We start from the raw sequence: 26,944 nt of genomic DNA, 5'->3' as shown, positions 1-26,944 counted from the left end.
CTTACTTTGTACCACGGGCTCAAGGTTTGATAGACTTGATCAGATTATAGCAGCCTTACGTTGATATTTTCAGTTTCAATCAACAGGAGATATTATCTCATTTTACATTCGTTTAGCCGTGAGAACGATTCTAGAGAGGCCAGTAGTATTTGGGCAGTGTCTTTTACCAGCAACCAAACGCCGCACACTTGGAGACATGCTTTTCATCAGTAGCTTCAAAGTCGTGCCCACTATGGTACAACCACCTAGGCAAAGCGGCGAATTTTATTCACAAATTGTGCTTGACTAAACGTAGAAAATGGGCTAGATCAAAAGTTAAATTTAACTTGATCTAGCCCATTGTTTACTTATTCCGTCCATCTTGAATCTTACCGGCTTATGTCACATTTTTTCAAAAAATGTATTAATTCTATTTAAAGGTCGGAATAGTCTTGTCACTTTCAGTGATATAATCACGGGTCAGCGGGAGGTGAACACCGCTGGGTCCTTTGGTTAACAGGTACTGCGCAACATCAATATTTCCTGCCTCAAAAGATGCCGCACAAGCTTGCAAATACAAATTCCACATTCGGAAAAATTTATCATCAAACAAGTTTGTGATTTCCGTTTTGTGTTTGAAAATATTTTGTGTCCAGATTTCTAGTGTTTTCTGATAGTGCCTTCTAAGTGTTTCTAAGTCCTTAAGCTGCAAATTACTCAGCATGATATGTTCCATTATTTCACTTAGGTGAGGGATATAGCCTCCTGGGAAGATATACTTATTGATAAACGGATCAGAACCGATCCCCATATGCTGCCCAGTAATACCATGGATTAAAGCTCGTCCTTCAGGCTTTAGAAGCTCAGCTATTTTCTTAAAATACATTCCTAGATTTTCCTTGCCGACATGTTCGAACATTCCAACACTAGTAATGTAGTCAAAGCTCTGATTTAGTTCGCGATAATCCATGAGCTTAACAGCAACCATGCCTTCAAGGTTTTCTTTTTTTATTTTTTTACTAACATAATTAAACTGCTCTTCACTTAAGGTAATACCAGTAGCTTGAACACCAAAATCTTTAGCTGCTGCAAACAAGAGCGTACCCCAGCCGCACCCAATATCTAAGAGTGTCTTATTGTGTTTCAAGTCTAACTTGTTCAAAATATGATAGACCTTATTAAGCTGTGCTTGTTCAAGTGAATCATCTTTCGTTTTAAAATAAGCGCAAGAATAGGTCATAGTCTTATCAAGCCATAATTTGTAAAAATCATTACCAAGATCGTAATGACTTTGAATGTCATTCATACTTTGTTTTTTAGAATGATTTTGTTTAGGCAGGAATTTTTTGAATTTGGAACTATTTATAAAGCTATGCGGTGTCATAAAAATAGAAGTGATCAAATTTTGAATACTGCCTTCAACTTCAATGTCCTTTTCCATATATGCTTCAGCAAGCGTAAGCGTAGCATGTTCTAGAACACTCTGTGGTGGAAGAGGTTTGTTAATGACAATTTTGTTTTGCGGCTGTCCAGCCGGGCCAAAATGTTCTACAGATCCATCCCAAAAGGTTACTTCAACAGGAATGTTGAAAGCATGTTTCAATAGTGTCTTATAAAAAGTTTTTTCTAACAATGTAATAACCTCTTTTCGAACTTTTGCAAAAATATGTGATTAATTACTTGGTATTTCTACTAAGCACCTGTTCTCACATAATATAACGCTATTTTTCAAAATGATAAAGGTTGAAATAATGCTGAAAAAGTGGCCTTCAATAAAAATGTGTTTATGAACGAAGAAAAATGCAAAAAACTTGTTTAAGTGATTAAGATTGTGTACAATTAAATTATTGATATGCTCACTTATGAGCATAATTTTAAGCATCATCACATGGGAGGCTGATTATTAATGAAAGTTGCAGTTGTTGGGTGCACACATGCAGGGACATTTGCCGTTAAACAAATTTTAAGCGATTACAAAGATGCTGAAGTTACTGTCTTTGAACGTAATGCTGAAATATCATTCCTATCATGCGGAATCGCATTGTACTTAGGGGGGCAAGTAAAAGACCCGCAAGGATTATTTTACTCAAGTCCTGAGGAATTAAAAGAAATGGGTGCTACCATTAAGACACAACATAATGTCCAGAGTATCAATCCGGAAAAGCACACATTAGAAGTCGAAGATCTGTTAACGAAAAAAGTAACAACTGAATACTATGACAAGCTTATTATGACTACTGGCTCTTGGCCGATAATCCCCAACATTCCGGGAATAAAAAGTAAAAAAGTATTGCTTTGCAAGAACTGGTCACATGCCCAAGAGTTATTTAACCGTGTTCCTGAAGTTAAAAAAATTGCTGTGATAGGAGCAGGCTATATTGGAGCAGAGTTGGTAGAAGCATATTCACTTAAAGGACACGAGGTTAGTTTAATTGATGCTCAGAACCGCGTCATGCCTAAATATTTCGATCACGCATTCACAGATAGAATCGAAGCAACTTTTGTGAAAAATGGGGTTAGCCTGCAGCTAGGACAATCAGTTCAGCGTTTCACAGAAAAAAACGGCGCATTAGAGATTAAAACGGATAAAAAAGCAATTACTGCTGATTTAGCAATACTTTGTATCGGGTTCAGACCCAATACAGATTTACTAGCTGGTAAAGTTGATATGACACCTAATGGGGCAATTATCACTGATGATTATATGCGCAGCTCAGATCCTGACATTCTAGCAGCGGGGGATAGCGCAGCCGTTCATTATAATCCAACTGGTCAAAATGCATATATTCCTTTAGCAACCAACGCAGTACGCCAAGGAATACTTGTCGGAAAGAATTTAAAGAAACCAACAGTGCGCTACATGGGAACGCAATCGACTTCTGGACTTTCCCTTTATGGTACAGCAATTTGTGCAACTGGTTTAACTGCCGAAGCGGCAAAAATGCAAGGAATAAATGCCCGTCAGGTTATTTTTGAAGATAATTATCGACCGGAGTTTATGCCGTCAACAACACCGATTTTGATGTCATTAGTCTACGATGCAGACTCCAAGCGAATTCTAGGTGGCGCATTAATGAGTGAATATGATATTTCGCAGTCAGCTAATCTTTTATCGCTCTGCATTCAAAATAAGAATACAATTGATGATCTAGCAATGGTGGATATGCTATTCCAGCCAACCTTTGATCGGCCATTTAATTATTTGAATTTACTTGGTCAAGCAGCTCAAGCACAAGCAGCAGAAGCAGAAGCTAACAAAACATTAGTTTGATGAAAAAACATCGTTCTCAAACAGGTCTCTAGCAGTAAGCTGCCAGAACTTAAGCATTAACTTGTTACTCTTGGGTGTGTCAGAATTCAACTAAGCTCAAATTGTGCTTAAGCAACAAAAGAGCAGCTATTAAAAAATACCACTAATATTATCATATGACGTTAAAAAAGGAATTGGTCAAGGCTTCACATTTGATCAGTTCTCTTTTTATTATTTAGATAATAGACCCTGGTCTACCAATTTTATAGCCATTTTTAGTTGCCACTTGCATTAACTCGGTTAGTAGTTCACGATTCTTTTTAGATAAGGTTAAACTATTTTCTAAAAGGCAGTTAGAAATTGCACTATGAACTTTTTGAACCACCAAGGGTACTGCTTTATCTCTAGATTTCAAATCTGTTTGAGCCTGCGTAATAATTTCCTGAAGCAAGGTATCTTGTTCTTTTAGTTCTTGTGACATCTGTTCAAGGATTTTATAAGCAGTTTGTGCAGCTTTATTCAAATTAGCCATCTCCTTTATGTAAAATATTATAGCACAATATTCAAAATCAAATTTATGTTTTTAAAGCTGAGTGTAATTAGATAAAACAGCCTTGCTATTAAAGTTGATCCATGGTTTATTATAGATTGACTGTGTATGCTTATTGCCTAGAAGGGGGAAACTAAGAGTTATGCCGAAAATATTTGTTATAGAAGATGATGAATCGATTTTGGATTCTGTCGAGAAGGGATTAGCAAAATGGCAGTACGAAGTTCAAAAGGTTCATAATTGGCAAAAGATTATCCCAGAAATTTTAGCTTTCAAAGCTGATTTAGTCATAATGGACATCACATTGCCAACATATGATGGTTTTTATTGGACTTCAAAAATAAGAGATGTCTCTGATATTCCTGTTATTTTTGTTTCTGCGGCGGAGATGGATCCAAATGCTGTTAGAGCGATTGCAACAGGAGCAGATGACTATATCACCAAACCTTTCTCGCTCGCAGTCCTTATATCAAAAATTCAGGCGGTACTTCGGCGAGTCTCGAAGAAACACGATATAGAAAATAAAAAAATAACGCTTGGTAAATATCAGCTTAACGCTTTAAATAATTGCCTAAACTATGCCGAGCAGAGTATAAAACTGACCCCAACTGAGGGGATAATTATGCAGCTTTTCTTTCTAAATGTGAATCAAACCATCTCAAAGGAACGTCTGATGCAAAGTATCTGGCAAGGAGGCTTATTTATTAGCCAAAACGCACTAAATGTTAATATTAGTCGTTTGCGCAGTAAGTTAGCCCCAGTAAATCTCAAAGAAAAACTAGTGACTGAACGAGGCCACGGTTATCGACTGGTGTTTCAATGAATGGAAAAAATACAAGCAAAATGATAGTAAATAGCATATTAGCAAAATGGCCTATCCTTATTTTGTATGCCGGTTTAATGGCCTTTTTGTTTTTCTTATGCATACTTTATAATATAAAAATCATGCTGATTGTAGATTTAATAAGGTTTACCTTGATCCCTTTCTTTTTATTTTTAGCCTATCGGGTTTATCATGAAGAGAAGCTTCTGCGTAGCCTTAACAAGGCGCACTCTCAGGGACAAATGCTCACCATAAAACCACATGGGCTAACGGAAAAAGCCTTCATTGAATTCTTCAATCGGCTGCAACAACAGAGAATCCAGTATGAAAGAGAGAATGAGGAAAAATTCAAAAAAAATCGTGATTATCTAGTAATGTGGAGTCATGAAGTAAAAACACCTCTGACAGCACTAAAACTATTGGCTGAAAATGAAAATGAGGTTGCTAGTATTGACGTACAGCAACAAATTGCTTTAGCATACCATCAACTAGATATGATTCTTACCTATGAACGATTGGCTGATTTTAACCAAGACCTAGTATTTAAGTGGTATTCCATGAAGGAAATAGTTGAAATGGTCATAAAAAAATGTGCAGTATTTTTCATCAAAAAACAAATTACCCCACATATAAAAATTCCACCCGTTCAAGTTTTAACAGATGCTAAATGGGTATCATTCATTCTTACACAGCTGCTAATGAACGCTTTAAAGTATTCACATGAAGATACTTTTATTGAGATCAAATGGCTGAGTAATAGACTTGAAGTCAATGATAAGGGAATCGGAATTAATGCTAGTGATCTCCCGCGTGTTTTTGAACCCGGATTCACGGGTGAGAACGGCCGCCGCCAAAACTCTGCGACCGGAATGGGACTTTATGTTGCCTACCAAATCAGCGAGGCCTTGAATTTAAAGTTAGACATTAAATCACAACTAGGAGTTGGAACAAGTACACTGCTTATATTTCCACAAAAAAATATTAAGCACTAACACTGAAAGAATAACAGATTGTAAGGTTTCTAACGTTATTGTAACTACAAAATGACGTTAGAAGCCTTTTATAATGTTACTAGATAAATGAAGGAGTGTTACTAAAATGAATGTATTAGATTTAAACCACATTCGCAGGGTTTTCGCGGATGACAATAAAAACAAAGTTACAGCGCTAAAAGATGTATCACTTAGTGTAGACACCGGCGAATATGTGGCAATTATGGGAGAATCGGGAGCTGGTAAAACAACTTTACTTAATATTATCGCAACACTAGACAAAGCAACTAGCGGCAGTATCACTTTAAATAATATTGACTTAAATAAATTGCCAGAAAAGCAAACTGCTAAGTTCAGACGCGAACACTTAGGCTTTGTCTTTCAAAATTTCAATTTGCTAGATACGTTCAATAATCGTGATAATATTTTTTTGCCATTGGTCCTTGCAAAGAAAAAATATGCTGAGATGGAACAGCGGCTACGCCCCTTAGCTGAACAGCTAGAAATCACAGACTTATTGAATCGCTATCCTTATGAGATTTCGGGTGGACAAAAACAGCGTGTCGCTGCTGCACGAGCATTAATTACCAAACCTGATCTAGTATTAGCTGATGAACCAACCGGAGCGCTTGACTCACATAATACAGAAAAGCTGTTGCAATTATTTGAAAAGGTCAACGTACAAGGGCAGACGATCTTGATGGTAACCCATAGTGCAGCGGCTGCAAGTCATTCTAAGAGGACCCTTTTTATTAAGGATGGTCAGATTTATCACGAAATATTCAAAGGTGATTATTCAAGATCAACGTATCTTAAAAAAATAATGACAAGTTTAACGGCATTATCGAGTAAGGAGGAGTAGGAATGATCCATTTGAAATTAGCGTGGCATGGGATCACACATCACAAAAAAGAATATGGACCTTTCCTTTTAGCAAGCGTTGTGCTCATCGCAATTAATTTTATTTTTTGGAATATTTCGATGAACAAAACATTAAAAGGGATGGCTTTAGGAAATGCTACAGTCGAAATAACAAACATAGCAATTGTTTTTATTTCTCTGGTATCCTTATTTTTAATTTTCTACGCAAATAGTTTTTTAATTAAGCAACGTGGTGAAGAGCTCGGACTTTATAATATGATTGGCCTTGGTAACGGAGATTTGCGCTGGATTTTAACCATAGAAACTATACTGTTGTACATTGTCAGTTTAGTCGCTGGAATAATTTCTGGTTTTATTTTTCTTAAACTCGCCTTTTTGATTCTACAAAGGCTGCTAAGACTTAAAGTGTCGCTTGATCAATTTGAACCATGTGCAGTAGTAATGACAATCATAATATTTGCATTGATTTTTTTAATGTTGTTATTTTACAACTTTTATCGCGTTCACACAGTCAACCCTATCCATCTTTGGAACCAATCGTTCCAAGGCGAGAAAGAACCTCAAGCTAAAAAAGTACTAGCTATCTTAGGTGTTATAGTCCTTGGTTTGGGGTACTGGATATCGGTTAAAACTAAGCCCACTACGGGAGCTTTTGTCAGTTTTGTTTTTGCTGTTATTTTGGTTCTTATTGGAACTTACCTGCTTTTTATCGTGGGCAGCATAAGCTTTTTAAAAATATTGAAAAAACAAAACAAAATTTATTACAAACCAAATCATTTTATCTCAATTTCAGGCATGCTTTTTCGAATGAAACAAAATGGCGCTGGATTAGCATCGATCTGTTTATTATGTACATCGATATTGGTCACAATGGTTGGAACTCTAAGTTTGTATGTTGGTGAGAATAAACTGATCAAATCTTGGAATCCGCTTGATATTATGTTCACCACACAAAAACGACTTACGGCTGAACAAATACGAACTATTGATAAAACTGCTGCTAAGTATCACATTTCTTTAGGTCCTAAACAGCACTTGACCGTAACAACTCCAAGTCCAGGTTCAATAGCTGATGACAAATTCGAAGAAAATAATATTATGCATGCAACACACCAATTATCAACATTAACGTTAGCTGATTATAATCGCATTCAAGGAACAAAAACAGATTTGAAGAAGGACCAGGTTCTGCTTTATACTGCTTCCTCGAAGTTTAATAGGAAGAGCATTTTTATCCGCGGACAGCGTTACCATGTCAAGAAAATAAATAGTTTTAAAATAGCCTTCAATTATCAGCACTCAGTGTTTCAAGCGGCTTTTATTGTCGTAGCAAATGAGGCAATAAGTAAAAAAATCAATCCGCAGCCTAAATTAGAAATTTCAGGCTTCAATTTAACTGGTTCTGAAACTAACCAGCTAAAATTTGCAAATTCGCTGCAAAAAAAGATGAAGCTTGATAATGAATCATATACTGCTGCTCCAATTTCTAAAAGTTTGTTCCAGTCACTTTTCGGTTCATTGCTTTTTATCGGTTCCTTGGTAAGTATGACTTTGATCTTTGCAACGGCCTTGATAATCTACTACAAGCAACTCTCAGAAGGGTATGCTGATCGACAAAGGTTTCAAACTATGCAACAAGTAGGCCTTAGTCAGGAAGAAACTAAAAATGCTATTCGCAGTCAGGTTTCTTTAGTATTTATGCTGCCAATAGTTGGTGCCATTATCCACTTTGTATTTTGTATCCCACTCCTTAAAAGCATTCTTTCACTCTTTTCGATGTATAGCACTAAGGTTTTGGCAGGAGTGAGCAGTGCGACCCTCGTTGTTCTAGCAGGTGGTTACCTTTGCATATATCTGCTAACAACAAATGTTTACCAGCAGCTGGTAAATAAAAAAGATCCGCGACTTTAACATTTCAATGTTACAAAGTAAGTGAATTTAAAAAGTATTGAATACAGAGACAACTTTTTAAGTCCTAGCTAATAGTTAAAGATGTAAAAAACTATTAGCTAGGACTAAGTTTGTTATAATGGGGATGGAAAACAAAAAAAGCAGTGGTAACTGAACAAGGTTACTGAGATGCACTGAAGGAGCAATAAGATGGAAAAAAGCAAATGGATCCGTTTCTTAGGCGGAAATAGCTTGATTTTTACACTAATTATCTTAGGATTGGCGGCAACTGTCATTTTCTTGTTTGATAAAATAGCATTTATTTTTAAACCGCTTGGAATTATCGCAGGGACAATCTTGCCGCCGCTTATCTTTGGAGTTGTTATTTATTATTTACTGAATCCATTAGTTAAACTGCTCGAAAAAAGGTTATCGCGAACTTGGGTTATAACTGTTATATATGTCTTAATTCTTGTCTTACTGGCTATTGGCGGTATTCAGTTATTGTTTTTAGTTAAGGATCAGGCAGTTGAGTTATTCAAAAGTTTTCCCGATATACTGAAAGGTTTTCAACGCAATTTCGATGCCGCAACTAAAAATCTTCCATTTGCAAATGAAATTAATCAGTTGCTTGATTCTGCGAATTTGGATGGTTCCAAGGTCAATGACTTCGTTGGCAAGTACTTTTCAGATGGGCTAAAGGGCTTTGGCGGAGTCTTCTCGGCGGTGACAACAACCTTTCTAACGATTTTAACCGGACCGATCGTTGCTTTTTTCTTATTGAAAGATAAAGAGAAATTCTATAGTTTTGTCAAAAAAATAGTTCCGCCACTTTTTCGTAATGATTTCAATGAGCTATTCAAAATCATTGATCAACAGATTGGTGGCTACCTCAAAGGACAGATTGTAGCCTCAATTATTCTTGGAATTATATACTGGCCAGCTTTTCTCCTTATTGGGCTTAACTATTCTGGTGCGATCGCGTTGGCTGCTGGTATTTTGTGCATCATTCCATACATTGGACCATTCGCTGTCTTTATTCCAGGGCTGATAGTTGCTTTTCAATCGTCATTCATGATGGCTGTCAAATTCGTCATTGTATGGTTTGTTGTTCAATTTCTTCATGGAGAATTCGTTGTTCCCCGTGTAATGGGGGATAAAGTTCAACTTCATCCAATTACCGTTCTCCTAGTGTTGCTAGTGATGGGAGATTTAATGGGTTTGGTTGGTGTTATCTTCGGAATACCTATATATTGTCTGATCAAAGTTCTTGTAATCTATCTTTTCCGAAAATTTAAACGACGCTATAATCGGTTTTATGGTAAACAAGGCAAGTATGAAGATACCAAGTTTTCTAAAGATGATTACTTAAAATAGGGTATGCACTTGATGCACAGATATTTTGGTAAAAGAAGGCAGCACAAGGTTGGTAAAATAGTTTGCGTTAGACGGGAAATTCTGGCTTATAGAACACGTTGATATGCAATAAAAAAGGAACTGAGTTTTTGATCCAGCTTCTTTTTTGTTTTAACAGGCCTAAATAAATTTAAAAGGTACTTAAATTAAATCAGTTTTCTCCAAAAGGGTATGGGTAGATGTTCGTTGTCTACATTTTGATAGGTCCTTTATGGAAACATTATTATCTATTACACCAGTATACTTACCAGACAGAATCAAAAGACTGAAACGGTCGGTATACAAATAGCTATCTTTATCCAAAAATTCAAGTGAATAACCTTTCACTAAAAAAGGACCCATTGATGTATCGATACTAGTGTTATAGTCCGTTAAATCAGCAGTATCATTAACAATAATAATATCAAAATTTGTTTCCAAACCGCAGGTCGCTTGTAATTTAGAATATATACCCACTCCATCATCGAAACTCAGTAAAACTCGCAATTTTTGATTGTTAGTATACTTCCGAAGTATTTTTTGTGCTTGTGATGAAACCGTTAAAAACATAATATTTTCCCCTCTTTGCTAATAAACAGGCTAACCTCAGCACTGTTTGTTGATTTTTGATTTAGGATTGTATATAATATTATATGTACATACATAATAAGGCGTGTATATGATAAAGTCAAATTTAAGGTGAGAGTGATTGCAAATGGCAAGAGATGAAAATATACTTCGGTTGGCTAAAGCTATTTTGGAAGCACACAAAACAATTATTTTTACAGGAGCTGGAGTTTCAACCTCCAGTGGCTATCCGGATTTGGAGGGTATGCAAAAAATCACGCGAGGGGATAGGTATTTTAATGGTGATCTGTTAGAATTGCTAACAAACCGTTTTGCACGGAACAACCCAAAAGAATTCTATCGACTTTACCGTAAAACACATTTTCGCGTAAAGAATTCCCCCAGTCCAACGCATAAAATAATCAGTATGTTGCAAGCAGATAAGTTACTTGCAGGAGTAATAACAATGAATTTGGACCATCTGCATACGCTTGCAGGTTCAAAAAGTGTTGTTGAATACTGGGGAAGTATAAATGATAACTACTGTGTGGCACAGCACCACTATTTTGACATGAGCTTTATTGCAACACATAAAATTCCACATTGTCCACAAGATGGATCGCTGATTCTGCCCGTTTTTGTTGAAAGAAATATGGTAGCTCTCAGAAAAGAACTGATACATGGAGAAAAAGCAATCGATGCCGCGGATCTGCTTATTGTGTGTGGAACTAAGGCTGCCCACGGAATCCAAGGTCATCCTCATAAAATCGCAGTTATTAACATGGAGCCAATTGAACTCGAAAATCAGGCAGATATAGTGGTCCACGCTCCTGTAGATCAGGTGTTTAGCCAATTAGTGACTTTACTGTATCATGCAAAATTTTAAAGGGGGTATTTAATTTATAATGCGACTATCACTCAATCAATGCACATATTTTGCAACTAATAGATTAGCTCGTGAAACTGAAAAAATTGCAAATAAGGCTTATAAGCCGACCGGATTAGCACCTACTTATAATTACATTTTAATGACCATTAACGAAGAAAAGAACATTAATTTGCAGGAATTAAGTCGATTAATGGGAATCGCGCCATCAACAATGTCTCGTTTTATCAAAAAACTCGAGAACAAAAACTTAGTCAAAAAAGAGTATGGCTGGCGCGAGTTGAAATTACAATTAACTGTTGAGGGAAGAGAATTGTTGCCACTCGTATACAAATGCTTTAGACAACTCAGTTCGATAATGTCTTCGTATTTGGGCGACTCTACAGAAAAAGAAAGATTTGTTGAACTGCTTAATGATAAAAACACGATATTCGCATCGAAAAAAAGCAATTAATTTGAAGTTATACAAACAGACTTAGAAAATTATAAAACAGTCGAAAGATCAAGAGTTTGTGGCACTTTTTTTGAGGTGTCTGACAAAATTGAAGTTGTATGTCCAAGTCTTTCAAGGCAGCACAAGGTTGGTAAAATAGTTTGCGTTAGACGGAAAATTCTGGCTTATAGAACACGTTGATATGCAATAAAAAAGGAACTGAGTTAAAATTTAACTTTTGATCCAGCTCCGATTGACTTTTAACACCGGTAAGTATAGATTTGTATTAATTAGAAGCTTAATAATAAGATTTAAACAGTGAGATTGGTTCGGTTACATTCAGAAGGGAACGTGAATATATGCATGTACTATGGAATGATCAAATAGTAGAACGTGATGATGTCAGAATCGACATTGAGGACCGTGGTTATCAGTTTGGTGATGGGCTATATGAAGCTCTTCGAATCTATAATCGTGAAATGTTTATGTTTGATGAGCACTTTGCACGTTTGCAACGTTGTGCGGCTGAGATTCGCTTACAGTTGCCGTTTACCAAGCCGGAATTAAAAAAGAATCTTGATAAATTAATTGCTGCTGAAAAAATTACCGACGGTGAAATATATTTCCAGCTTTCAAGGGGAACTCTTTCACCGCGTGATCACCGAATACCATCTTTTGACGAAGTCAAGCCAGTTGTAACAGGAAGCGTGATTCCCTATGAGCGTCCTGTTGATAAGCAAAAAAAGGGTGAAACGGCTTGCTTAGTTGAAGATAAGCGCTGGCTTCATTGCAACATCAAGTCTTTGAGTCTTTTAGGCAATGTTCTGTCATTGGATGAAGCACGTCAAAAAGGGTATGACGATGCATTACTTGTGCGTGACGGCTTTTTTACAGAGGCTTCTGCTTCAAATTTATGGTTTGTCATTAATGGTGTTTTATATACACACCAAGATGGCAATCTAGTTTTACCGGGGATAACAAAGCTGCGTTTACTTGAGATTGCCCGCAGTGAAGGGATAACAGTCAAAGAAGAGGCAGTTCCTGTTTCGAAGTTAGGACAAATTGATGAATGTTTTGTCTCCAATTCTATTTGGGAAGTGGTTCCAGTTGTCAATATTGATGGAAAGCCTGTTAACAATGGTAAACTTGGAGCAATCACTTCACTTTTACAGAAAAAATATATTGAATGGATTAACAGATAAAGCATTGTAAACATTAAATTGGTTATGCAAGCGAATGTTTGAAAGCAAAAGTGGGGACAGTGGTTTCTCATTTTTGCTTTTTATTTGATTTTTATATACGACAAACGCCATTACCAAATGATACAAACTTGTGTTTTGCATTTTTGGCAATGTGTACTTTGCAGCAGGTTTGTACACTTACATTAAGAAATTAATGGGGGTTTGTTGATTTATGAAAAATAAAGTATTACGCGGTTCAATCCCGTACTATTCGGCGTGTGCAGGTTTACATATAATTGGTATCTTGTTATTGCTTATTGCAGGTTTTCACTCGCCCAGCTTCTGGGGAATGAGTTTTCTCGCTTATTCACTAGGCTTGCGGCATGCTTTTGATGCTGATCATATTGCAGCAATCGATAATACTGTTCGAAAGTTAGTCCACCAAGACAAGAAGACATGCGGTGTCGGTTTTTATTTCTCTCTGGGGCACTCTACCGTTGTTTTCCTGATGGCTTTTGTTGTTAGTATTTCTGTTAAATGGGCGAAAGTTAAGCTGCCACTCTTAGAAGTTATTGGAGGTCGGATTGGGTCGTTAGTTTCTGGAAGCTTTTTGATTGTTATTGCTCTGTTTAACTTTTTGGTTTTAATCAGTATGTCTAAATCATTGGAAAAGATGAAACAAGGAAACTTCGATGAGGTAAAGCTGAACAAATTACTGTTATCACGTGGATTTTTGGCTCGTTTATTATCACCGCTTTTCAAGTGTATCGATCATAGCTGGCAAATGTATCCAATTGGTTTTTTATTTGGTTTGGGCTTTGATACAGCTACTGAGATCGCTTTGATTGCATTGTCTGCGAGTGCTGCACAGTCAAGTATTTCCGGCTTGGGAATTATTGCGTTGCCAATACTTTTCGCGGCCGGAATGAATCTAATGGATACAACTGATTCAGTAATGATGTCTGGAGCTTATCGCTGGGCTTTTGATACACCTGTGCGCAAAGTTTATTATAATTTAACTGTGACTACTGTTTCAGCAGTTGCTGCATTCGTTATTGGTGGTATCGAGTTGATCCAAGTCATCACCAGTGTAGTAAATATCAAAAGCTGGGTTCAAAATATTGATTTCAATTATTTAGGCTATATTTTGTTCTTTATGTTTGCAGTCATGTGGGGTGGTGCCTACTGTGTCTGGCATTATTTTCTTAAGAAAAAAGAAAACGTCTAGTTTTTTTCTTTAGCTACAAATGTCAAATGTTTACATTCAATTTTTGTTTGGAACCACTTACCGTGTGGTTAGCAAATGCAGCGAAACACTAGGCTGTGATTCTTTAATCATTCTACAAACTGTGTTATACTTCAATGGTCAAAGAAAGTGAGGAATTTTTTATGGCACAATTTATGGATCAAAATGATGAAAAAAAGAAAAATACTAACGATATTTCAGATGTATATCGTAAAAAAATGCTCGATCAAAGGATCGTTTTAATATACGGTGAAGTGAATGAAGAATTAGCCAAGGATATTACGTCACAACTTCTTTTGCTTGCCGCTTTATCTGATGATCCGATCACAATTCTTGTTAATAGCCCTGGTGGGCATGTGGAATCGGGAGATACAATCCATGATATGATTAAATTCATCAAACCAACCGTCCGCGTCATTGGTACTGGCTGGGTTGCAAGTGCAGGAATCACAATTTTCTTGGGGGCTGATAAAGAAAACAGATACAGCCTACCTAACACTCGTTACATGATTCATCAACCTGCAGGTGGAGTCCAGGGTCAATCAACAGAAATTCAAATTGAAGCACAAGAGCTTATAAGAACGCGTAAACGTATCAATGAGTTGATCTCTGAGGCAACTGGTCAGCCGCTTGAAAAAGTTGAAAAAGATACAGATCGGAATTTTTGGATGTCCGTTGATGAAGCTAAAGAATACGGAATAGTTGGTAAAAAAATTACAACTTTTGCCGAAATTTCTTCTAAATAGTTAAAACGAGCAATCTCAAATGTTTATCAAGCGGCACTGATAAATATTTGTGCTAAAACGGCAAAACGGACTATTGAAATTCGATAGTGTGATTTTTAGAAATAAGGTAAGGCAGAACACTATTTTGCCTTACCTTATTTTTGGTATAAACACTTAAAGTTTACCAGTATAGAAACTGTATCTTTTAAGCTACATACAGTTTTTATGTAGATAGCACAACAAAATATTTTCTAGTACAATTGACTTATATAAGTTCTCAATTATAATGAATTAATGACCGTACTAAATTATATGGTGTAGAAGCACGCCCCGCAATGATAGAGTGTTGTTGTGAATCAAGAATCGTAGTCTTAATTTTGAACAGGTGTGCTTAACTAAAAATACTAAGAGGGTTATTTAATCCTAATAAAACTATATTTAAGCAGAAATAGTCGTTATTATGATGAATAAAAAATAATTATTTATTTTTTCTCCGCTTTAAATATAATTTCCTAGGAAAAATTATTTATAATCGAGGCAACGGAGGCAATAAGTATGATTCAATCTGAAAAAATCAGCATAGGACCGTTCAGCAGTTGGTTAAATGTCGATAAACCAACTTCTGAAGACGTGCAAACGTTGCGAAAAAAATATAATTTATCAAAAGAACTTCTCGAATATGTGACAGATATTGATGAGCCAACTAATTATGACTATGACAAGGAAACGGAATCGCAATTATTTATTTATCACATACCATATAAAACCCAACAAGGTTTTTGACAGTTCCTGTTGTTATCCTTTTAATTGCTAACCAGATTATCACTTTCAATCATTTTGATGATGCAACTGTCAAAAAAATATTTACTGATGAAATTCTTAATGGCGATACTTCCAATATGGAAACAAATATTTTGGAAATATTAAAACACTTGAGTGATATGTATCTTTTACCAATGCACGAGATACGTCATCAACGTAAAGAATTAAATGATCTCCTAAGTTCTCGAGCTGATAATAAGAATCTGATTGCACTTGCTAGTCTCAGAAAGAGCCTGATTTATTTTTCAAGTGCAACTAGAAATAACCAGCAGCTTTTAGAGTCATTGGCAGATAAACATTTTGGACGAAATTTTTTGGAAGATCAGGTAGAGTCCTTAGTTGATGCTAAAATCGAGACCCATCAGGTGGAACAGCTGGTTGAAACTGAATCTGAAATAGTAACACAATTAATTAATACTTTTGATACGATTTTAAGCAATAATTTGAATGATATCATGAAAATTCTAACGATTTGGTCGGTAGTCCTCGCGATACCAACGATAATAACCGGTTTTTATGGAATGAATGTCAAGTTACCACTTGAGCATAATTCATTTGCATGGATTGTTGTAATTGGTATTACTATTGCTATTATTTTTTGGATTATCCATGCTTTGCGCCACCATCGCATAATCTAGTTAATTGTTCCGCAATTTTCTAGCATAATTCGGTTGTGTATAACGGACTAAGAGTAAAGATTGATGCTGCCTAAATTTTTGAAAAATTTTACTTGACGTCCTGTCCTTTTTATATGATAATATTGTTAACTTTTAATGAGAGGAAGAATCATACCATGAACATTACTTTAAATATTTGGCATAGCTGGCATAGCTAAGAGTAAGTTTACTAAAAGTGTAGGCTTACTTTAATTTTAGGAAATTAAAGAGAGTCTATGCTGGTGGTGTGATCTCCTGGGCACGGTTATTATCATTCAAAGGCCGCATAGTTTAAAGACTGTGCGGTTTTTTTGTCCTTATGTCAGCATTACATTAGTTCGTAGACTCTCTCAAAATAAAGGAGACTGATCTAATGGAAAGAGTAGAAAAAAAGGGATATTTTGGAGAATTTGGTGGGCAATATGTTCCAGATAATGTAAAAAAAGCGTTAAATGAATTAGAAAAGACGTACGTTCAATATAAAGACGATCAAGCTTTTAGAAACGAGCTTGCTTATTATCTCAGAGATTATTCTGGCCGGGCAACGCCCCTCTACTACGCTGAAAGTTTAACAAATTATCTTGGTGGAGCAAAAATTTATCTGAAACGCGAAGATTTAAATCATTTAGGTGCCCACAAGTTAAACAATGTTTTAGGCCAGATTTTGTTGGCTAAAAGAATGGGCAAAAAAAAGGTCGTTGCAGAAACCGGAGCTGGACAGCATGGTGTTGCAACTGCGGCAGCAGCGGCAAAATTCGGTATGGAATGTGAAATATTCATGGGTGCGGAAGATGTTAAACGACAGAAGTTGAATGTTTTTAGGATGGAACTGATGGGAGCAACCGTAAACTCAGTTACAGCCGGTACAGCAACCTTAAAAAATGCTGTTGATGCGGCTTTAGGATACTTCGCCGAACATCTCGATGACACCTTTTATGTGCTTGGTTCAGCCGTCGGACCACACCCTTATCCAACGATTGTTAAAGATTTCCAAAGTGTCATCAGCCGCGAAGCACGCAAGCAAATCCTTGAAAAGGAGGGGCATTTGCCGGATGCTGTGATTGCTTGTATTGGTGGAGGTTCGAATGCAATAGGAGCTTTTGCCGAATTCATTGATGACAAAAGTGTCCGTTTAATTGGGGCGGAGGCTGCAGGAAAGGGTGTAAATAGTCCTGAAAATGCAGCAACAATGACTAATGGCAAAATTGGTATTTCAGATGGAATGAAGACCTATGTTTTACAAGACAACCAAGGTAAGGTTTTGCCCGCTTATTCAATCTCTGCTGGGCTTGATTATCCCGGAGTTGGTCCAGAGCATGCTTTCTTGAAAGACACTAACCGTGCTGAATATGTTCCAATAACAGACCAAGAAGCGATTGAGGCCTTTGAAATCTTGTCAAAAACAGAAGGTATCATTCCAGCTTTAGAAAGTTCTCATGCACTTGCTGAGGCAATTAAATTGGTTCCTAAGATGACTAAAGAGCAGGTTGTAATTATCAACATCTCTGGTCGTGGCGACAAAGATGTTGAGCAAGTTGCTAGATTCATGAAAAAAATATAGTTTGTGTTTTATTATTAATGTTAAACAGGCATGAGCTTTGCAAAATAACATGATTTGTTACTCAGTCATTGCCTTTTAGACGTTGTTAAACTTCGAGAATATGAACTATATAATACATTCAGAAAGAGTGTTAACATGAAAACAAGAAATATTGTTGTAGAGCCTTACAATGAATATTGGCCTATCGCATTTGAACGAATTCGAATATTTTTGAATAAGGAGATAGGATCATTGATTCTTAGAATTGAGCATGTGGGCAGTACGGCTGTTCCAGGATTGAGTGCCAAACCTATTATTGATCTTGACGTTGTCATCCGTGACTATTCAAATTTCGAAGAGCTAAAACATATTCTCTCTAATCTAGGTTACAACTATGAAGGTGACTTAGGGATTAAAGATCGACATGCTTTTAAGTATGATACATCTGCAAGTCCATTTTATTTGCATCATCTCTATGTTTGCCCAGTTTTTTCAAAAGAACTGCATAAGCATCTCTTTTTACGAAATTATTTACAGCAGCATCCTGCAGATTGCGCAGAATATGGGGCTATAAAGCAAAGAGGAGCTGAACTTTTTCCAAATAATATCGAAAAATATATAGCTTTCAAAGGCAAGTTTATTGCCTCTATTTATAAAAAAATGAACTCTAACTAAGCTTTTTTGACGAAAAAATTATTTTTCTGTTAAAAAAGTACTGAGAATTCATAGGTTTGAGATAAATTGTTTCAAAAGGAGGAGGGTGCAGTGAAAAAACCGCAAGCATTAAAAGGCGGAGACAAAGTAGCGATTGTCAGTTTATCAGCAGGCACTTTAGGAGAATCATTTTGTGAACATGAGTTGGAACAAGGCAAAAAGAGATTATTAGAAATGGGATTAGAACCTATTTTTATGCCTAATGCATTAAAGGGGATTGCGTATCTTAAGGATCACCCTGAAGCTCGTGCTGCGGATTTGAAAAACGCTTTTCATGACAGGTCAATAAGAGGTGTAATCTGTGCTATCGGTGGAGATGATACTTATCGGTTAACGCAATACTTAGTTGATGACCCGCTGTTTAGAAAAGATATAAAAAGAGATCCGAAGATTTTTACAGGATTTTCGGACACAACAATCAATCACCTTATGTTTTACAAACTAGGCATGGTTACTTTTTATGGGCCGAACTTTATCAACGATCTTGCTGAAATGGAAACAAATATGCTGAGTTTTACTAAAAGTTACTTTTTACGTTACTTTGAAAAAAGGGACCATTTGGAAATTAAATCAAGTCCTTACTGGTGCGAAGAACGAAAAGATTTTTCAAAGAAAGCGCTCGGAACAAAGCGCATCAGACATAAGGAGATAAACGGCTATGAGGTTCTGCGCGGCAAAGGAACTGTTACAGGTCGTTTGTTAGGTGGTTGCCTTGATAGTCTTTATGATATTTTAGAAGGTGACCGTTATTCTGATGAAAAGTCCGTCGCAGAGAGATACAAACTCTTTCCTTCACTTGATGAATGGAAGGGTAAAATACTTTTTATTGAAACAAGTGAAGAAAAGCCAGCTCCAGCACTGTATCAAAAAATGCTCATGGCATTAAAAAAACGTGGCATTTTTAAGGTTGTAAAAGCTATTGTTGTGGGCAAGCCCCAGGATGAAGCACATTATGCGGAATATAAAAAAATAATAAGCAGCGTAACTGCCGAATCAAAGACACCAATCCTATTCAACGTTAACTTCGGTCATGCATATCCACGCGCCATTGTTCCTTATGGTTTAGAAGCGCGGCTAAATTTTGAACAAAAAAGATTTATTATCAATGAATCTTTTTTTATCAGTCCACGTAAAAAATAAAAATTACTTATCGAATGTTAACAATTTTCTTGCAAATTAATTCTATCATTAGTATTGAAAAACCAGCAAACTGTAGTGAATCCTCAAGATGGGATATTTAATCTGCGATAATCCCTTTGTAATTAACAGATGAAATACTATAAATTTCATTCGTTGATTATGGAGGGTTTTTTGTATGTCCAGATCTAAATTTACTGTACTTAAGAAATTGGAAATACTTGATAAGTTGGAACATTTAGATACGTCGTTAGTGACATTATCAAGGAAATATGAAATTTCGGAGTGACGTCAGAAATATCTAAAATATGGCCTAGCAGATTTAAGGAATTTCATGAAAAAAATTTGGAGGAACTTGAACAACTGGTTGAACAAGGAATTCATTATTATAATTATTGCGACCGAAAAACACAAAAAACGGCCAAATTCCAATAGAATACTGGAGTTCAGCCGTTTAACCAAATCGGATAAAATTATATTATTTGGCATGTCGACAAGGGTTAGTGTAATTCAAGGTTGACGGTCTTTCTTTTATTTAAAAAAGTTTTATAACTGGCTCTGTTCAACTTTTAAAATCACAAAATTCGCTATACCAGCACCTCGAAAACGAAAACCAGTGGCAAATAGTTCGGATACGTAAACACCTACCACGGAAGCCATCAAGATATAAAAGGTCATCGTCAACAGGAAACCAATTGTAACTATCATCACTGGAGAACTCTGTTGGGTGTACAGCAAGCCTAACGTAGCAGAAATAATAAAAGTTGGAATAATTGTTTTCTTTCGACCTATCCAATCAACAAGTACTGCACCAATCAATGCTCCAACAGGTGCACCGATCATCATGATCATTGAGTACCCTAGAGAATGAACAATGTTGACACCTTTTTCAATCAGTAAAGTCGGGGCCCAAGATGTAAATGTATATTGTGAAACCATAACTGCTGAAACGGCAATGATTGAAATAAATAATCCACGCTTCAAATCAGGAGTTTTCGGTTGCTGCGTTGTTTTTGTCTCGCTTTCTGGATATGAACCGTTAATTTTTAAAGCAGAAATTATTTTGTTGGCTTCATCATATTTTCCTTTGGCGATCAACCAGCGCGGAGATTCAGGAAAATTGCGGCGAATGATCCATAGAATAAGTGCTGCCGCACCAATAATCAAAAACATGGAGCGCCATGAATATCTAGGAATAAAACAAGTTGCTAAAATTAAGGCTAGTGGAGCACCCAAGTTAGCAATAACAGCAGTTGCACCAGACCAACGACCACGTGTTTTTACAGGGGCAAACTCATTGATCAAGGAATAGCCGGTAACAATTTCAGCTCCTAAGCCACAAGCTGAAACAAAGCGAAAAAGAATCAAAAAATAAATATTTGGTGCAAAAGCTCCAATAAAAGTAAACAGGCCAAACAAAAGTAAGTTCAATTGATAGGCTCTTTTACGTCCCCATAGATCACCGATGAATCCTGCAGCAAGAGAACCTATAAATAGACCTAAAAAACCAGCAGATAAGAAAAGTGAGCTTTGCTTTAGAGTTGCAAAATGTTGTGCAAGCATGTCAGCATTCACTGCACTGGACATATAAACATCACCAGCGTCAATCATCATTCCCGCAACAACTAGTGCAAAAACTTTATAAAACAACGGCGATTCCTTTGATGTGTTCAATTTGTTTTGCAAATAAGATTCTTCATTCTTCATTAATGGGATTCCTCCTTAATATTCAAGCCTTTAAGAACTTGGTTCATTTTAGTTGCTGAGTATTGCTGCTCCCTGTGATTAACTTTATCGAGACCAATAAAATTGTTGAAACGATCAAAAGTCAGCATTTTATCTTGTTCGGTAACAGTTGTCCCTTTTTTCTTTAAAGTAGAGAGTAACTCCTCAGTTGCATATGTATGTGCATAGGTCAAAGCAGTCGGATGAACGACTATTCTGAACCCTAGTTTACGCAGTTCTCCAGAAGTCAGCATTGGAGTAGCCCCACCTTCAATCATGTTCGCCATTAACGGTGTCTTAGGGAAAGCTGCGGCAATTTCTCTCAATTCAGCTATACTCTGCGGTGCTTCGATAAAAATTAAATCAGCTCCGGCTTTTAAATATTGCTGGCTGCGCTCAATTGCTTCTTTTAAGCCATAAACAGCACGTGCATCCGTGCGTGACATAATTAAGAAATCCTGATTTTTTCTTGACTTTACAGCCGTTTTTATTTTCTCAACTAGGACTTCTGTTGATTCGACGCTCTTGCCGGCCATATGGCCACAGCGTTTAGGCCATTTTTGGTCTTCAAGAAAGAGCCCAGCTGCACCAATTGATTCATAACTTCGGACAGTGCGCCGAATATTGTCCAAGTCACCATAACCAGTATCTGCATCTGCGAAAACTGGGATATTAACAGCATTCACAATTTCACGACATTTATTCAACATAATTGAAAAATCAGCAATCCCGCGATCGGGCATTGCCAAGTTACTCGCGCTTGTTGCATATCCAGCAGCAAAAATAGCCTTGAATCCTAACTTTTCTGCAATTCTGGCAGAGAGGCTATCAGGTGTAACTATCATGTTAGTGATTTGATTGTCTGTGTGGACAGCTTTGTCAAATGTTTTTCTGAGTTGATCAAATTTTTGCATTTTGCTTTTCCTCCATGTATGAAATGAAGCGCATTGCTTCATTTTTTTGATTTTCAATCGCTTCATTTGTTGCTATGACAAATGCCGGCTGAGCTTGCGCAAGTTCAGTTTTTGGAATAAGACTGTTATCTTGGGCTAAGCCAATATTTTTCAGTGAGATTTTATTTTGTAACTTTAAAAATAAATTAGGACTCAAGTGACCGATCACAACTGCTTGTGCCTCAAGTTTTGCCGCAATTTTTAGTCTTTCTTCGATACCAGCAATGCCGTAGTATTGAATACCGTCAAGTTTCACGATCAATTCCGTTGAGCTTGTTTTTAAACCATCCTGTGCCGCTTTCAATTTACCTACAAAGTCCAATATCGAAACAGGGGGTTGTGCTTGACGACTATGTGCAGGGAAGGTTTGATCATTTAAGATCATCTGATCGGCTCCAGAACGTGCTAATTCACCAGCAGTGTAGTATGTATTCAATGCATTTCCAAAACCAGACTGTCCATCAGCAAGAAGGCTCAATGAAGTAGTCAACCTTAAATACCGTAAAAAATTAGCATACTCCGACAAGCATAGAAGTCCCTCGTTGTCCTGTCCTAAGAATTGACGAGCTAGCAAACGTGCGCTAATAAACACAGTCTTACTTGGTACCTTTTCCAGCTCTTGCAGCTTGATAGCATCAACTGCTGCTGGAATAATCATCTCTGTTTCCATGAAATTCATCATCCTTTCTTGTCTAAATTAAAAAATGATTATAATAAATAAAAAACACCCTCTAGATTTGTATAATCTAAAGGGCGTTTTTAACGCGGTACCACCTTAACTTGCAACTCAATTATTGAGAGCGCATCTCTTACGCACGTGTTCATGCGTACTTGCTGTAATGGGCAAACCCAATCACCACTTCAATATTGATATCGTCGCAGTAATAACTCAAGGATTACTTTCAATCAGTCATTTTTACCTGTTCACACCGTCATCAGGCTCTCTTTAAAAATGAGTAAATATACTTTTCCTCTCAACGTTTTATAATCATTTGTTAATTTATTGCAGTATACTTAATTTAAAACAGTATGTCAACAGGCTTAAAAAAATTCTTGCGACTAGTTTTAATGAGCGCTGGTATTTTAGCATATGTGGTATACTGTCATGTAATTGAAAAGCTTGCGCAGCGGCGGGACTCTCTCTTGTCTGTGTGCTTTAATTTAAGTGAGGTCGATGAAAATTGATATTAGTGAGTTCGTGTTTAGCTGGTTTTAAAGTGCGTTATAATGGAACTAGTGCACAAAATGATGTGATTAGCTGGCTCGCGTCACATGGACAGGCCATTACAGTTTGTCCGGAAATAATGGCTGGTTTTGCTATTCCAAGACCGGCGGCGGAAATTGTTGGCGGCAACGCACAGAATGTTCTAGATGGGATGGCACGTGTCAGGGAAAATAATGGTAAAGATGTGACTGCCAGCTATATAAGCGGTGCACGAATGGTCCTGAAGATTGCACTTAAAAATAAGGTCCAAGCTGCTTTTTTGAAGGAAAATAGCCCTTCTTGCGGTGTAAACAATGTTTATAGTGGTAATTTTGACGGACATCTATTGTTAGGAACTGGTGTTACTGCATGTATTTTAAAAAATGCGGGTATCCAAGTTTATTCTGAGACTGACCAGTAGATTATATAAAAATAAAATCTTTTGTTTCCCCGGATATTGCAGCTGAATTTGCAGCAGAGTTCGGAAGCTTTTCGCAACAGGTACAATCTGAAAGGAAGGATATATAATGAAATTAGTAGTTTTGGATGGTTATGCGTTAAATCCTGGTGACTTAAGCTGGGAGGAATTTGAAAAGTTAGGTGATTTAACGGTCTATGACCGGACATCTTACTCTGATACCACTGAAATTCTAAAACGAATTGGCGAGGCAGAAATAGTTTTCACCAATAAAACACCCATCGACCGACAGGTCATGGAAAAAGCACCCAATCTTAAATATATCGGGGTTTTAGCAACTGGGTACAATGTGATTGATACGGAAGCCGCACAAGAAAAGAATATCATAGTTACTAACATACCGGCGTATGGAACAGAGGCAGTCGCACAAGCTGCTTTTGCTTTGTTACTTGAGATAACTAATCAGGTTGGGCTGCACAATACCGCAGTTCATGAGGGGGAATGGGAGAAGGGGCCCGACTTTACTTTTCGTAAAGCTCCATTACTTGAATTAGCTGGCAAAACATTCGGCTTGATCGGCTTTGGAAGAATTGCTCAGGCAACTGCACGTATTGCACACGCTTTAGGAATGAAAATCATTTTCTATAATCACCGGCCTAAGGAACACAATGACTCTTGGGCAAAACAAGTTTCATTAGCTAGTTTGCTGGCAGAGTCTGATATTATCAGTTTACACATTCCACAAACAAAAGAAACGACTAATTTCATTGATAAACAAAAAATCTCCAAAATGAAGAATGGAGTTATCTTGCTTAACACAGCTCGGGGAGGGCTGTTAAATGAAAAAGACGTTGCTGCCGCTTTAAACAGCGGGGAAATCTCAGCAGCAGGGGTAGATGTTGTTTCGACCGAACCAATTAAGAATGATAATCCTTTACTCTCAGCTAAAAATTGCTTTATCACACCTCATATTGCTTGGGCACCTGTCGAAACAAGACAGCGTTTATTGCAAATATGTTTTTATAACATAAAAGCATTCTTGGATGGTAAGCCCAAAAACGTAGTCGTTTAAATTAATACTGTTGGATTAGCAACTGCGCAAAATTTTTTTGATTAAGCCAAGCATAATTTAAAAACATAAACGCTATATTAGTAGTGTGACTGCACAAATAGATATTGCCACTATTGAATGTATTGATAGCAAAATTGTATAATGCAATAATTAATAAGAAGACAGGCCAATAATTAATGTTTGCCATAATTCCTTATTTGATACAGTTTTATACTTAATTAAAAAGATCAAAGTTGAAAATTAAACCAAAATTAAAGTACATTTTCAGAAAACTTGCCTTATGCAAATATCATAAAAACAGTATTCAAAACCCTAAACTTGCAATGCTATTAAAATATTAATTTCATAGGTAGTGAGACAGAAGTCAGGAGAATTTGAGTACTATCGTGAAATCACGGATATAACAGGTGCTTTGCGATGAGTAATGCGGGTCAGGTAAAATATTTTGACTCATGGAGCATGTTTATACGGAATAAAAAGTGGAGCTAGGTCAGAATTTAACTTTTGACCTAGCTCCACTTCAATTCATGTTTTTTAATCAAGATTGTTTTTGTGTAAAGCTGTCGAGAGAGCTTTAACAATAATTGGAACAACAACTGCTGCTAGAAGTGCTTCTGGAATACCATTGGTTCCCACAACACCAAGAAGTAGATTCCCCAGTAGACTACTGTCTTTGAGACCATATGCATGTGCAACAGCAGGGGTACGGTAGCCCACATAAATAGTTCCCAGAACAAGAACCGTATTAAGAAGCGAACATATTATGGCAGTTAATGCTGCGCGAACAGCTAGATTGAAGTGCGCAAGCCTTTTGAAAATAATCGCAGCTAAAATCCCAACAATGATGCGTGGAACAACAGAAACTAAAGGATTGGTGAATACAAGTGTTTGAACAAGGCTTGTTGGTCTTGTCCATGCGTTGATAAAAGAAAAAACTCCCCAAGTTGTACCCGCAATAGTCCCTTCGAAGGATCCAAAAAGAATCCCAACAATGATAACAGTAATATGAATAGTGGTTAAATTGATTACTCCAAGTGGAATATAGCCAAGCATTGGAAAGAGACTTTGGGCAATTATTATTGCCATTACTATTCCTGAAATAGTGATACGCCGAATTTTTTTTCTATTTTCTGTCATATAAGATTCCTTCTCTATTATTTTGTAACCTGTTTTACTTATAGGTTATTAATTTTTTTAATAATTCCAACTGGTTATCTATATATTCTGCTGAGGCTTGGTGAAGATAGCAGAAAACACTTAACCCTTCGATAGTCAGAATAAAATGATCTCCGATAATACGTAATTGGTCCGCGTTGATTTGCTGCTGGTCAACTCCTAAATTGAGCACACCGAGGATGGTTCTGCGCATTTCATCTAAATTTTTGCCCAAGAACAGAGTTGCCTCGTGCGAATTTTCTGAATAGTATTCATACCCCGACATTAGTAATGACTTTGAAATATTAAGAAGTCGTTCTTTTTGTAATTTCAGATACCTATCCAGAACCTTCTCAAAGGGTTTGTTAAGTAAGATGTCTTCTCTAATAACATCGAAGCGTTTATGTTCACGTTCTGTAATAATTGCTTGCATTATCTCCTCTGTAGATGAAAAATAAAGGTATAAGCCGCTGCGGCTGAGATTGATCTCATTTGCAATGTCTTTCATCGTCGTATTGGCAAATCCTTTTTTTAATAGGATCTGGCGAGCGTTTTTTAAAATTTCAGCTCGCTTGCTTTCGTGTAGTTGCTTGTTCACTTTTCTAGCCATACAAATCTCCTTCAATAAATGACACGTGTGACACTTTATTCGAATCTTATTTCATATACTCGCTTTTGTCAACTATTTTTTAGTCTTTAAATTTTTAAAATTTTAATTTTTGTATAAGCTAATCTGTTTTGAAGGGAAT

At 36.7% G+C, this 26,944-nt stretch carries 26 protein-coding genes and 1 other annotated feature; of the genes, 18 read left to right on the top strand and 8 right to left on the bottom strand.

Going from position 1 to position 26,944, the window contains the following annotated elements:
• Window positions 1-409: 409 nt before the first annotated feature.
• A complete protein-coding gene (locus tag JCM15457_RS02715; RefSeq protein WP_034987216.1) occupies window positions 410-1,612 on the bottom strand; it encodes an SAM-dependent methyltransferase in 1,203 nt (400 codons plus the stop codon).
• A 273-nt stretch (window positions 1,613-1,885) separates the two neighbouring features.
• On the opposite strand from JCM15457_RS02715, the gene JCM15457_RS02710 reads away from it, so the two are divergent.
• Window positions 1,886-3,250 carry an FAD-dependent oxidoreductase gene (locus tag JCM15457_RS02710; protein WP_034987214.1) on the top strand — a complete coding sequence of 455 codons (1,365 nt, stop codon included), beginning with the start codon at window positions 1,886-1,888 and terminating at the stop codon, window positions 3,248-3,250.
• A gap of 214 nt (window positions 3,251-3,464) precedes the next feature.
• Here the strand turns inward: JCM15457_RS02710 and JCM15457_RS02705 are convergent, their stop codons facing one another.
• Complete coding sequence (locus JCM15457_RS02705; RefSeq protein WP_034987212.1) at window positions 3,465-3,752, bottom strand: bacteriocin immunity family protein; 288 nt, start codon at window positions 3,750-3,752, stop codon at window positions 3,465-3,467.
• Window positions 3,753-3,921: 169 nt separating this feature from the next.
• Here JCM15457_RS02705 and JCM15457_RS02700 point away from each other — a divergent pair, with 169 nt between their 5' ends.
• The 5 genes from JCM15457_RS02700 (at window position 3,922) to JCM15457_RS02680 (ending at window position 9,743) form a co-directional block, all read left to right on the top strand.
• Window positions 3,922-4,602, top strand: coding sequence for a response regulator transcription factor (locus tag JCM15457_RS02700; protein ID WP_034987210.1), 681 nt, complete (start codon window positions 3,922-3,924; stop codon window positions 4,600-4,602).
• On the top strand, window positions 4,599-5,594 hold the full coding sequence (locus JCM15457_RS02695; protein ID WP_034987208.1) for a sensor histidine kinase: 996 nt from the start codon (window positions 4,599-4,601) through the stop codon (window positions 5,592-5,594). Before JCM15457_RS02700 ends, JCM15457_RS02695 begins: the two co-directional genes overlap by 4 nt.
• A 106-nt stretch (window positions 5,595-5,700) precedes the next feature.
• Window positions 5,701-6,456, top strand: coding sequence for an ABC transporter ATP-binding protein (locus tag JCM15457_RS02690; protein ID WP_034987204.1), 756 nt, complete (start codon window positions 5,701-5,703; stop codon window positions 6,454-6,456).
• A 2-nt stretch (window positions 6,457-6,458) separates the two neighbouring features.
• Window positions 6,459-8,387: an FtsX-like permease family protein gene (locus JCM15457_RS02685; RefSeq protein WP_034987201.1), complete on the top strand. Its 1,929-nt coding sequence runs from the start codon at window positions 6,459-6,461 to the stop codon at window positions 8,385-8,387.
• A gap of 189 nt (window positions 8,388-8,576) precedes the next feature.
• Entirely contained in the window at window positions 8,577-9,743 is a 1,167-nt protein-coding gene (locus JCM15457_RS02680) for an AI-2E family transporter (RefSeq protein WP_034987197.1), read from the top strand.
• Between the two features lie 180 nt (window positions 9,744-9,923).
• Here JCM15457_RS02680 and JCM15457_RS02675 read toward each other — a convergent pair whose 3' ends face one another.
• Window positions 9,924-10,331, bottom strand: a complete 408-nt coding sequence (locus JCM15457_RS02675; RefSeq protein WP_051993246.1) for an iron-sulfur cluster biosynthesis family protein — start codon at window positions 10,329-10,331, stop codon at window positions 9,924-9,926.
• A 145-nt stretch (window positions 10,332-10,476) separates the two neighbouring features.
• Here JCM15457_RS02675 and JCM15457_RS02670 point away from each other — a divergent pair, with 145 nt between their 5' ends.
• From JCM15457_RS02670 to JCM15457_RS02625, 10 genes are all read left to right on the top strand, one after another.
• Window positions 10,477-11,214: an SIR2 family NAD-dependent protein deacylase gene (locus tag JCM15457_RS02670; protein WP_051993245.1), complete on the top strand. Its 738-nt coding sequence runs from the start codon at window positions 10,477-10,479 to the stop codon at window positions 11,212-11,214.
• Between the two features lie 19 nt (window positions 11,215-11,233).
• The gene (locus tag JCM15457_RS02665; protein WP_051993244.1) at window positions 11,234-11,668 is read left to right on the top strand and encodes a MarR family winged helix-turn-helix transcriptional regulator; all 435 of its coding nucleotides are present in this window, start codon (window positions 11,234-11,236) and stop codon (window positions 11,666-11,668) included.
• Between the two features lie 338 nt (window positions 11,669-12,006).
• Window positions 12,007-12,849, top strand: coding sequence for a D-amino-acid transaminase (gene dat, locus JCM15457_RS02660; protein WP_034987194.1), 843 nt, complete (start codon window positions 12,007-12,009; stop codon window positions 12,847-12,849).
• 211 nt (window positions 12,850-13,060) lie between these two features.
• A complete protein-coding gene (locus tag JCM15457_RS02655; protein WP_034987192.1) occupies window positions 13,061-14,056 on the top strand; it encodes a HoxN/HupN/NixA family nickel/cobalt transporter in 996 nt (331 codons plus the stop codon).
• 134 nt (window positions 14,057-14,190) lie between these two features.
• A complete protein-coding gene (locus JCM15457_RS02650) occupies window positions 14,191-14,820 on the top strand; it encodes an ATP-dependent Clp protease proteolytic subunit (RefSeq protein ID WP_081778169.1) in 630 nt (209 codons plus the stop codon).
• Window positions 14,821-15,354: 534 nt separating this feature from the next.
• The gene (locus JCM15457_RS02645; RefSeq protein WP_034987190.1) at window positions 15,355-15,582 is read left to right on the top strand and encodes a magnesium transporter CorA family protein; all 228 of its coding nucleotides are present in this window, start codon (window positions 15,355-15,357) and stop codon (window positions 15,580-15,582) included.
• Window positions 15,579-16,259, top strand: a complete 681-nt coding sequence (locus JCM15457_RS02640) for a magnesium transporter CorA family protein (RefSeq protein ID WP_034987187.1) — start codon at window positions 15,579-15,581, stop codon at window positions 16,257-16,259. The genes JCM15457_RS02645 and JCM15457_RS02640 overlap by 4 nt, the downstream gene beginning before the upstream one ends.
• A 391-nt stretch (window positions 16,260-16,650) precedes the next feature.
• Window positions 16,651-17,838, top strand: a complete 1,188-nt coding sequence (gene trpB, locus JCM15457_RS02635) for a tryptophan synthase subunit beta (protein ID WP_034987185.1) — start codon at window positions 16,651-16,653, stop codon at window positions 17,836-17,838.
• 135 nt (window positions 17,839-17,973) lie between these two features.
• Window positions 17,974-18,492: a GrpB family protein gene (locus JCM15457_RS02630; protein ID WP_034987183.1), complete on the top strand. Its 519-nt coding sequence runs from the start codon at window positions 17,974-17,976 to the stop codon at window positions 18,490-18,492.
• Window positions 18,493-18,582: 90 nt separating this feature from the next.
• Window positions 18,583-19,671 (top strand): S66 family peptidase, encoded by a 1,089-nt coding sequence (locus JCM15457_RS02625; protein WP_034987179.1) that lies wholly within the window; start codon window positions 18,583-18,585, stop codon window positions 19,669-19,671.
• A 543-nt stretch (window positions 19,672-20,214) separates the two neighbouring features.
• Here JCM15457_RS02625 and JCM15457_RS02620 read toward each other — a convergent pair.
• Genes JCM15457_RS02620 through JCM15457_RS11595 form a run of 3 tightly spaced genes read right to left on the bottom strand, consistent with a single transcriptional unit; the run spans window position 20,215 to window position 23,016 of the window.
• Window positions 20,215-21,375 (bottom strand): MFS transporter, encoded by a 1,161-nt coding sequence (locus JCM15457_RS02620; RefSeq protein WP_051993243.1) that lies wholly within the window; start codon window positions 21,373-21,375, stop codon window positions 20,215-20,217.
• Complete coding sequence (locus JCM15457_RS02615) at window positions 21,375-22,307, bottom strand: isocitrate lyase/PEP mutase family protein (protein ID WP_051993242.1); 933 nt, start codon at window positions 22,305-22,307, stop codon at window positions 21,375-21,377. The genes JCM15457_RS02620 and JCM15457_RS02615 overlap by 1 nt, the downstream gene beginning before the upstream one ends.
• On the bottom strand, window positions 22,294-23,016 hold the full coding sequence (locus JCM15457_RS11595) for an isocitrate lyase/phosphoenolpyruvate mutase family protein (RefSeq protein WP_051993241.1): 723 nt from the start codon (window positions 23,014-23,016) through the stop codon (window positions 22,294-22,296). Before JCM15457_RS11595 ends, JCM15457_RS02615 begins: the two co-directional genes overlap by 14 nt.
• Window positions 23,017-23,092: 76 nt before the next feature.
• Window positions 23,093-23,333 (bottom strand) — a binding site (T-box leader).
• Window positions 23,334-23,536: 203 nt separating this feature from the next.
• Between JCM15457_RS11595 and JCM15457_RS02605 the strand changes: the two genes are divergently transcribed.
• Complete coding sequence (locus JCM15457_RS02605) at window positions 23,537-23,971, top strand: 2-thiouracil desulfurase family protein (RefSeq protein WP_268870101.1); 435 nt, start codon at window positions 23,537-23,539, stop codon at window positions 23,969-23,971.
• A 106-nt stretch (window positions 23,972-24,077) separates the two neighbouring features.
• On the top strand, window positions 24,078-25,040 hold the full coding sequence (locus tag JCM15457_RS02600) for a D-2-hydroxyacid dehydrogenase (protein ID WP_034987175.1): 963 nt from the start codon (window positions 24,078-24,080) through the stop codon (window positions 25,038-25,040).
• Between the two features lie 534 nt (window positions 25,041-25,574).
• Here JCM15457_RS02600 and JCM15457_RS02595 read toward each other — a convergent pair.
• Window positions 25,575-26,177, bottom strand: coding sequence for an ECF transporter S component (locus JCM15457_RS02595; RefSeq protein WP_034987171.1), 603 nt, complete (start codon window positions 26,175-26,177; stop codon window positions 25,575-25,577).
• 34 nt (window positions 26,178-26,211) lie between these two features.
• The gene (locus JCM15457_RS02590) at window positions 26,212-26,805 is read right to left on the bottom strand and encodes a TetR/AcrR family transcriptional regulator (RefSeq protein WP_051993240.1); all 594 of its coding nucleotides are present in this window, start codon (window positions 26,803-26,805) and stop codon (window positions 26,212-26,214) included.
• Window positions 26,806-26,944 lie beyond the last annotated feature (139 nt).

Origin of the sequence: Liquorilactobacillus sucicola DSM 21376 = JCM 15457 (assembly GCF_000612445.1) — a bacterium.
In the GTDB taxonomy this organism is placed as follows: Bacteria; Bacillota; Bacilli; order Lactobacillales; family Lactobacillaceae; genus Liquorilactobacillus; species Liquorilactobacillus sucicola.
Note: the sequence above shows the minus strand (reverse complement) of the source record. Positions and strands in the feature narration are given on the sequence as shown.

Excerpts from the sequence above, each read along its gene's own strand:
- JCM15457_RS02710 (WP_034987214.1), top strand. The coding sequence starts at position 1,886 with ATGAAAGTTGCAGTTGTTGGGTGCACACATGCAGGGACATTTGCCGTT.
- JCM15457_RS02700 (WP_034987210.1), top strand. The coding sequence starts at position 3,922 with ATGCCGAAAATATTTGTTATAGAAGATGATGAATCGATTTTGGATTCT.
- JCM15457_RS02695 (WP_034987208.1), top strand. The coding sequence starts at position 4,599 with ATGAATGGAAAAAATACAAGCAAAATGATAGTAAATAGCATATTAGCA.
- JCM15457_RS02690 (WP_034987204.1), top strand. The coding sequence starts at position 5,701 with ATGAATGTATTAGATTTAAACCACATTCGCAGGGTTTTCGCGGATGAC.
- JCM15457_RS02685 (WP_034987201.1), top strand. The coding sequence starts at position 6,459 with ATGATCCATTTGAAATTAGCGTGGCATGGGATCACACATCACAAAAAA.
- JCM15457_RS02680 (WP_034987197.1), top strand. The coding sequence starts at position 8,577 with ATGGAAAAAAGCAAATGGATCCGTTTCTTAGGCGGAAATAGCTTGATT.
- JCM15457_RS02675 (WP_051993246.1), bottom strand. The coding sequence starts at position 10,331 with ATGTTTTTAACGGTTTCATCACAAGCACAAAAAATACTTCGGAAGTAT.
- JCM15457_RS02670 (WP_051993245.1), top strand. The coding sequence starts at position 10,477 with ATGGCAAGAGATGAAAATATACTTCGGTTGGCTAAAGCTATTTTGGAA.
- JCM15457_RS02665 (WP_051993244.1), top strand. The coding sequence starts at position 11,234 with ATGCGACTATCACTCAATCAATGCACATATTTTGCAACTAATAGATTA.
- dat (WP_034987194.1), top strand. The coding sequence starts at position 12,007 with ATGCATGTACTATGGAATGATCAAATAGTAGAACGTGATGATGTCAGA.
- JCM15457_RS02655 (WP_034987192.1), top strand. The coding sequence starts at position 13,061 with ATGAAAAATAAAGTATTACGCGGTTCAATCCCGTACTATTCGGCGTGT.
- JCM15457_RS02650 (WP_081778169.1), top strand. The coding sequence starts at position 14,191 with ATGGTCAAAGAAAGTGAGGAATTTTTTATGGCACAATTTATGGATCAA.
- JCM15457_RS02645 (WP_034987190.1), top strand. The coding sequence starts at position 15,355 with ATGATTCAATCTGAAAAAATCAGCATAGGACCGTTCAGCAGTTGGTTA.
- trpB (WP_034987185.1), top strand. The coding sequence starts at position 16,651 with ATGGAAAGAGTAGAAAAAAAGGGATATTTTGGAGAATTTGGTGGGCAA.
- JCM15457_RS02630 (WP_034987183.1), top strand. The coding sequence starts at position 17,974 with ATGAAAACAAGAAATATTGTTGTAGAGCCTTACAATGAATATTGGCCT.
- JCM15457_RS02620 (WP_051993243.1), bottom strand. The coding sequence starts at position 21,375 with ATGAAGAATGAAGAATCTTATTTGCAAAACAAATTGAACACATCAAAG.
- JCM15457_RS02615 (WP_051993242.1), bottom strand. The coding sequence starts at position 22,307 with ATGCAAAAATTTGATCAACTCAGAAAAACATTTGACAAAGCTGTCCAC.
- JCM15457_RS11595 (WP_051993241.1), bottom strand. The coding sequence starts at position 23,016 with ATGGAAACAGAGATGATTATTCCAGCAGCAGTTGATGCTATCAAGCTG.
- JCM15457_RS02600 (WP_034987175.1), top strand. The coding sequence starts at position 24,078 with ATGAAATTAGTAGTTTTGGATGGTTATGCGTTAAATCCTGGTGACTTA.
- JCM15457_RS02595 (WP_034987171.1), bottom strand. The coding sequence starts at position 26,177 with ATGACAGAAAATAGAAAAAAAATTCGGCGTATCACTATTTCAGGAATA.
- JCM15457_RS02590 (WP_051993240.1), bottom strand. The coding sequence starts at position 26,805 with ATGGCTAGAAAAGTGAACAAGCAACTACACGAAAGCAAGCGAGCTGAA.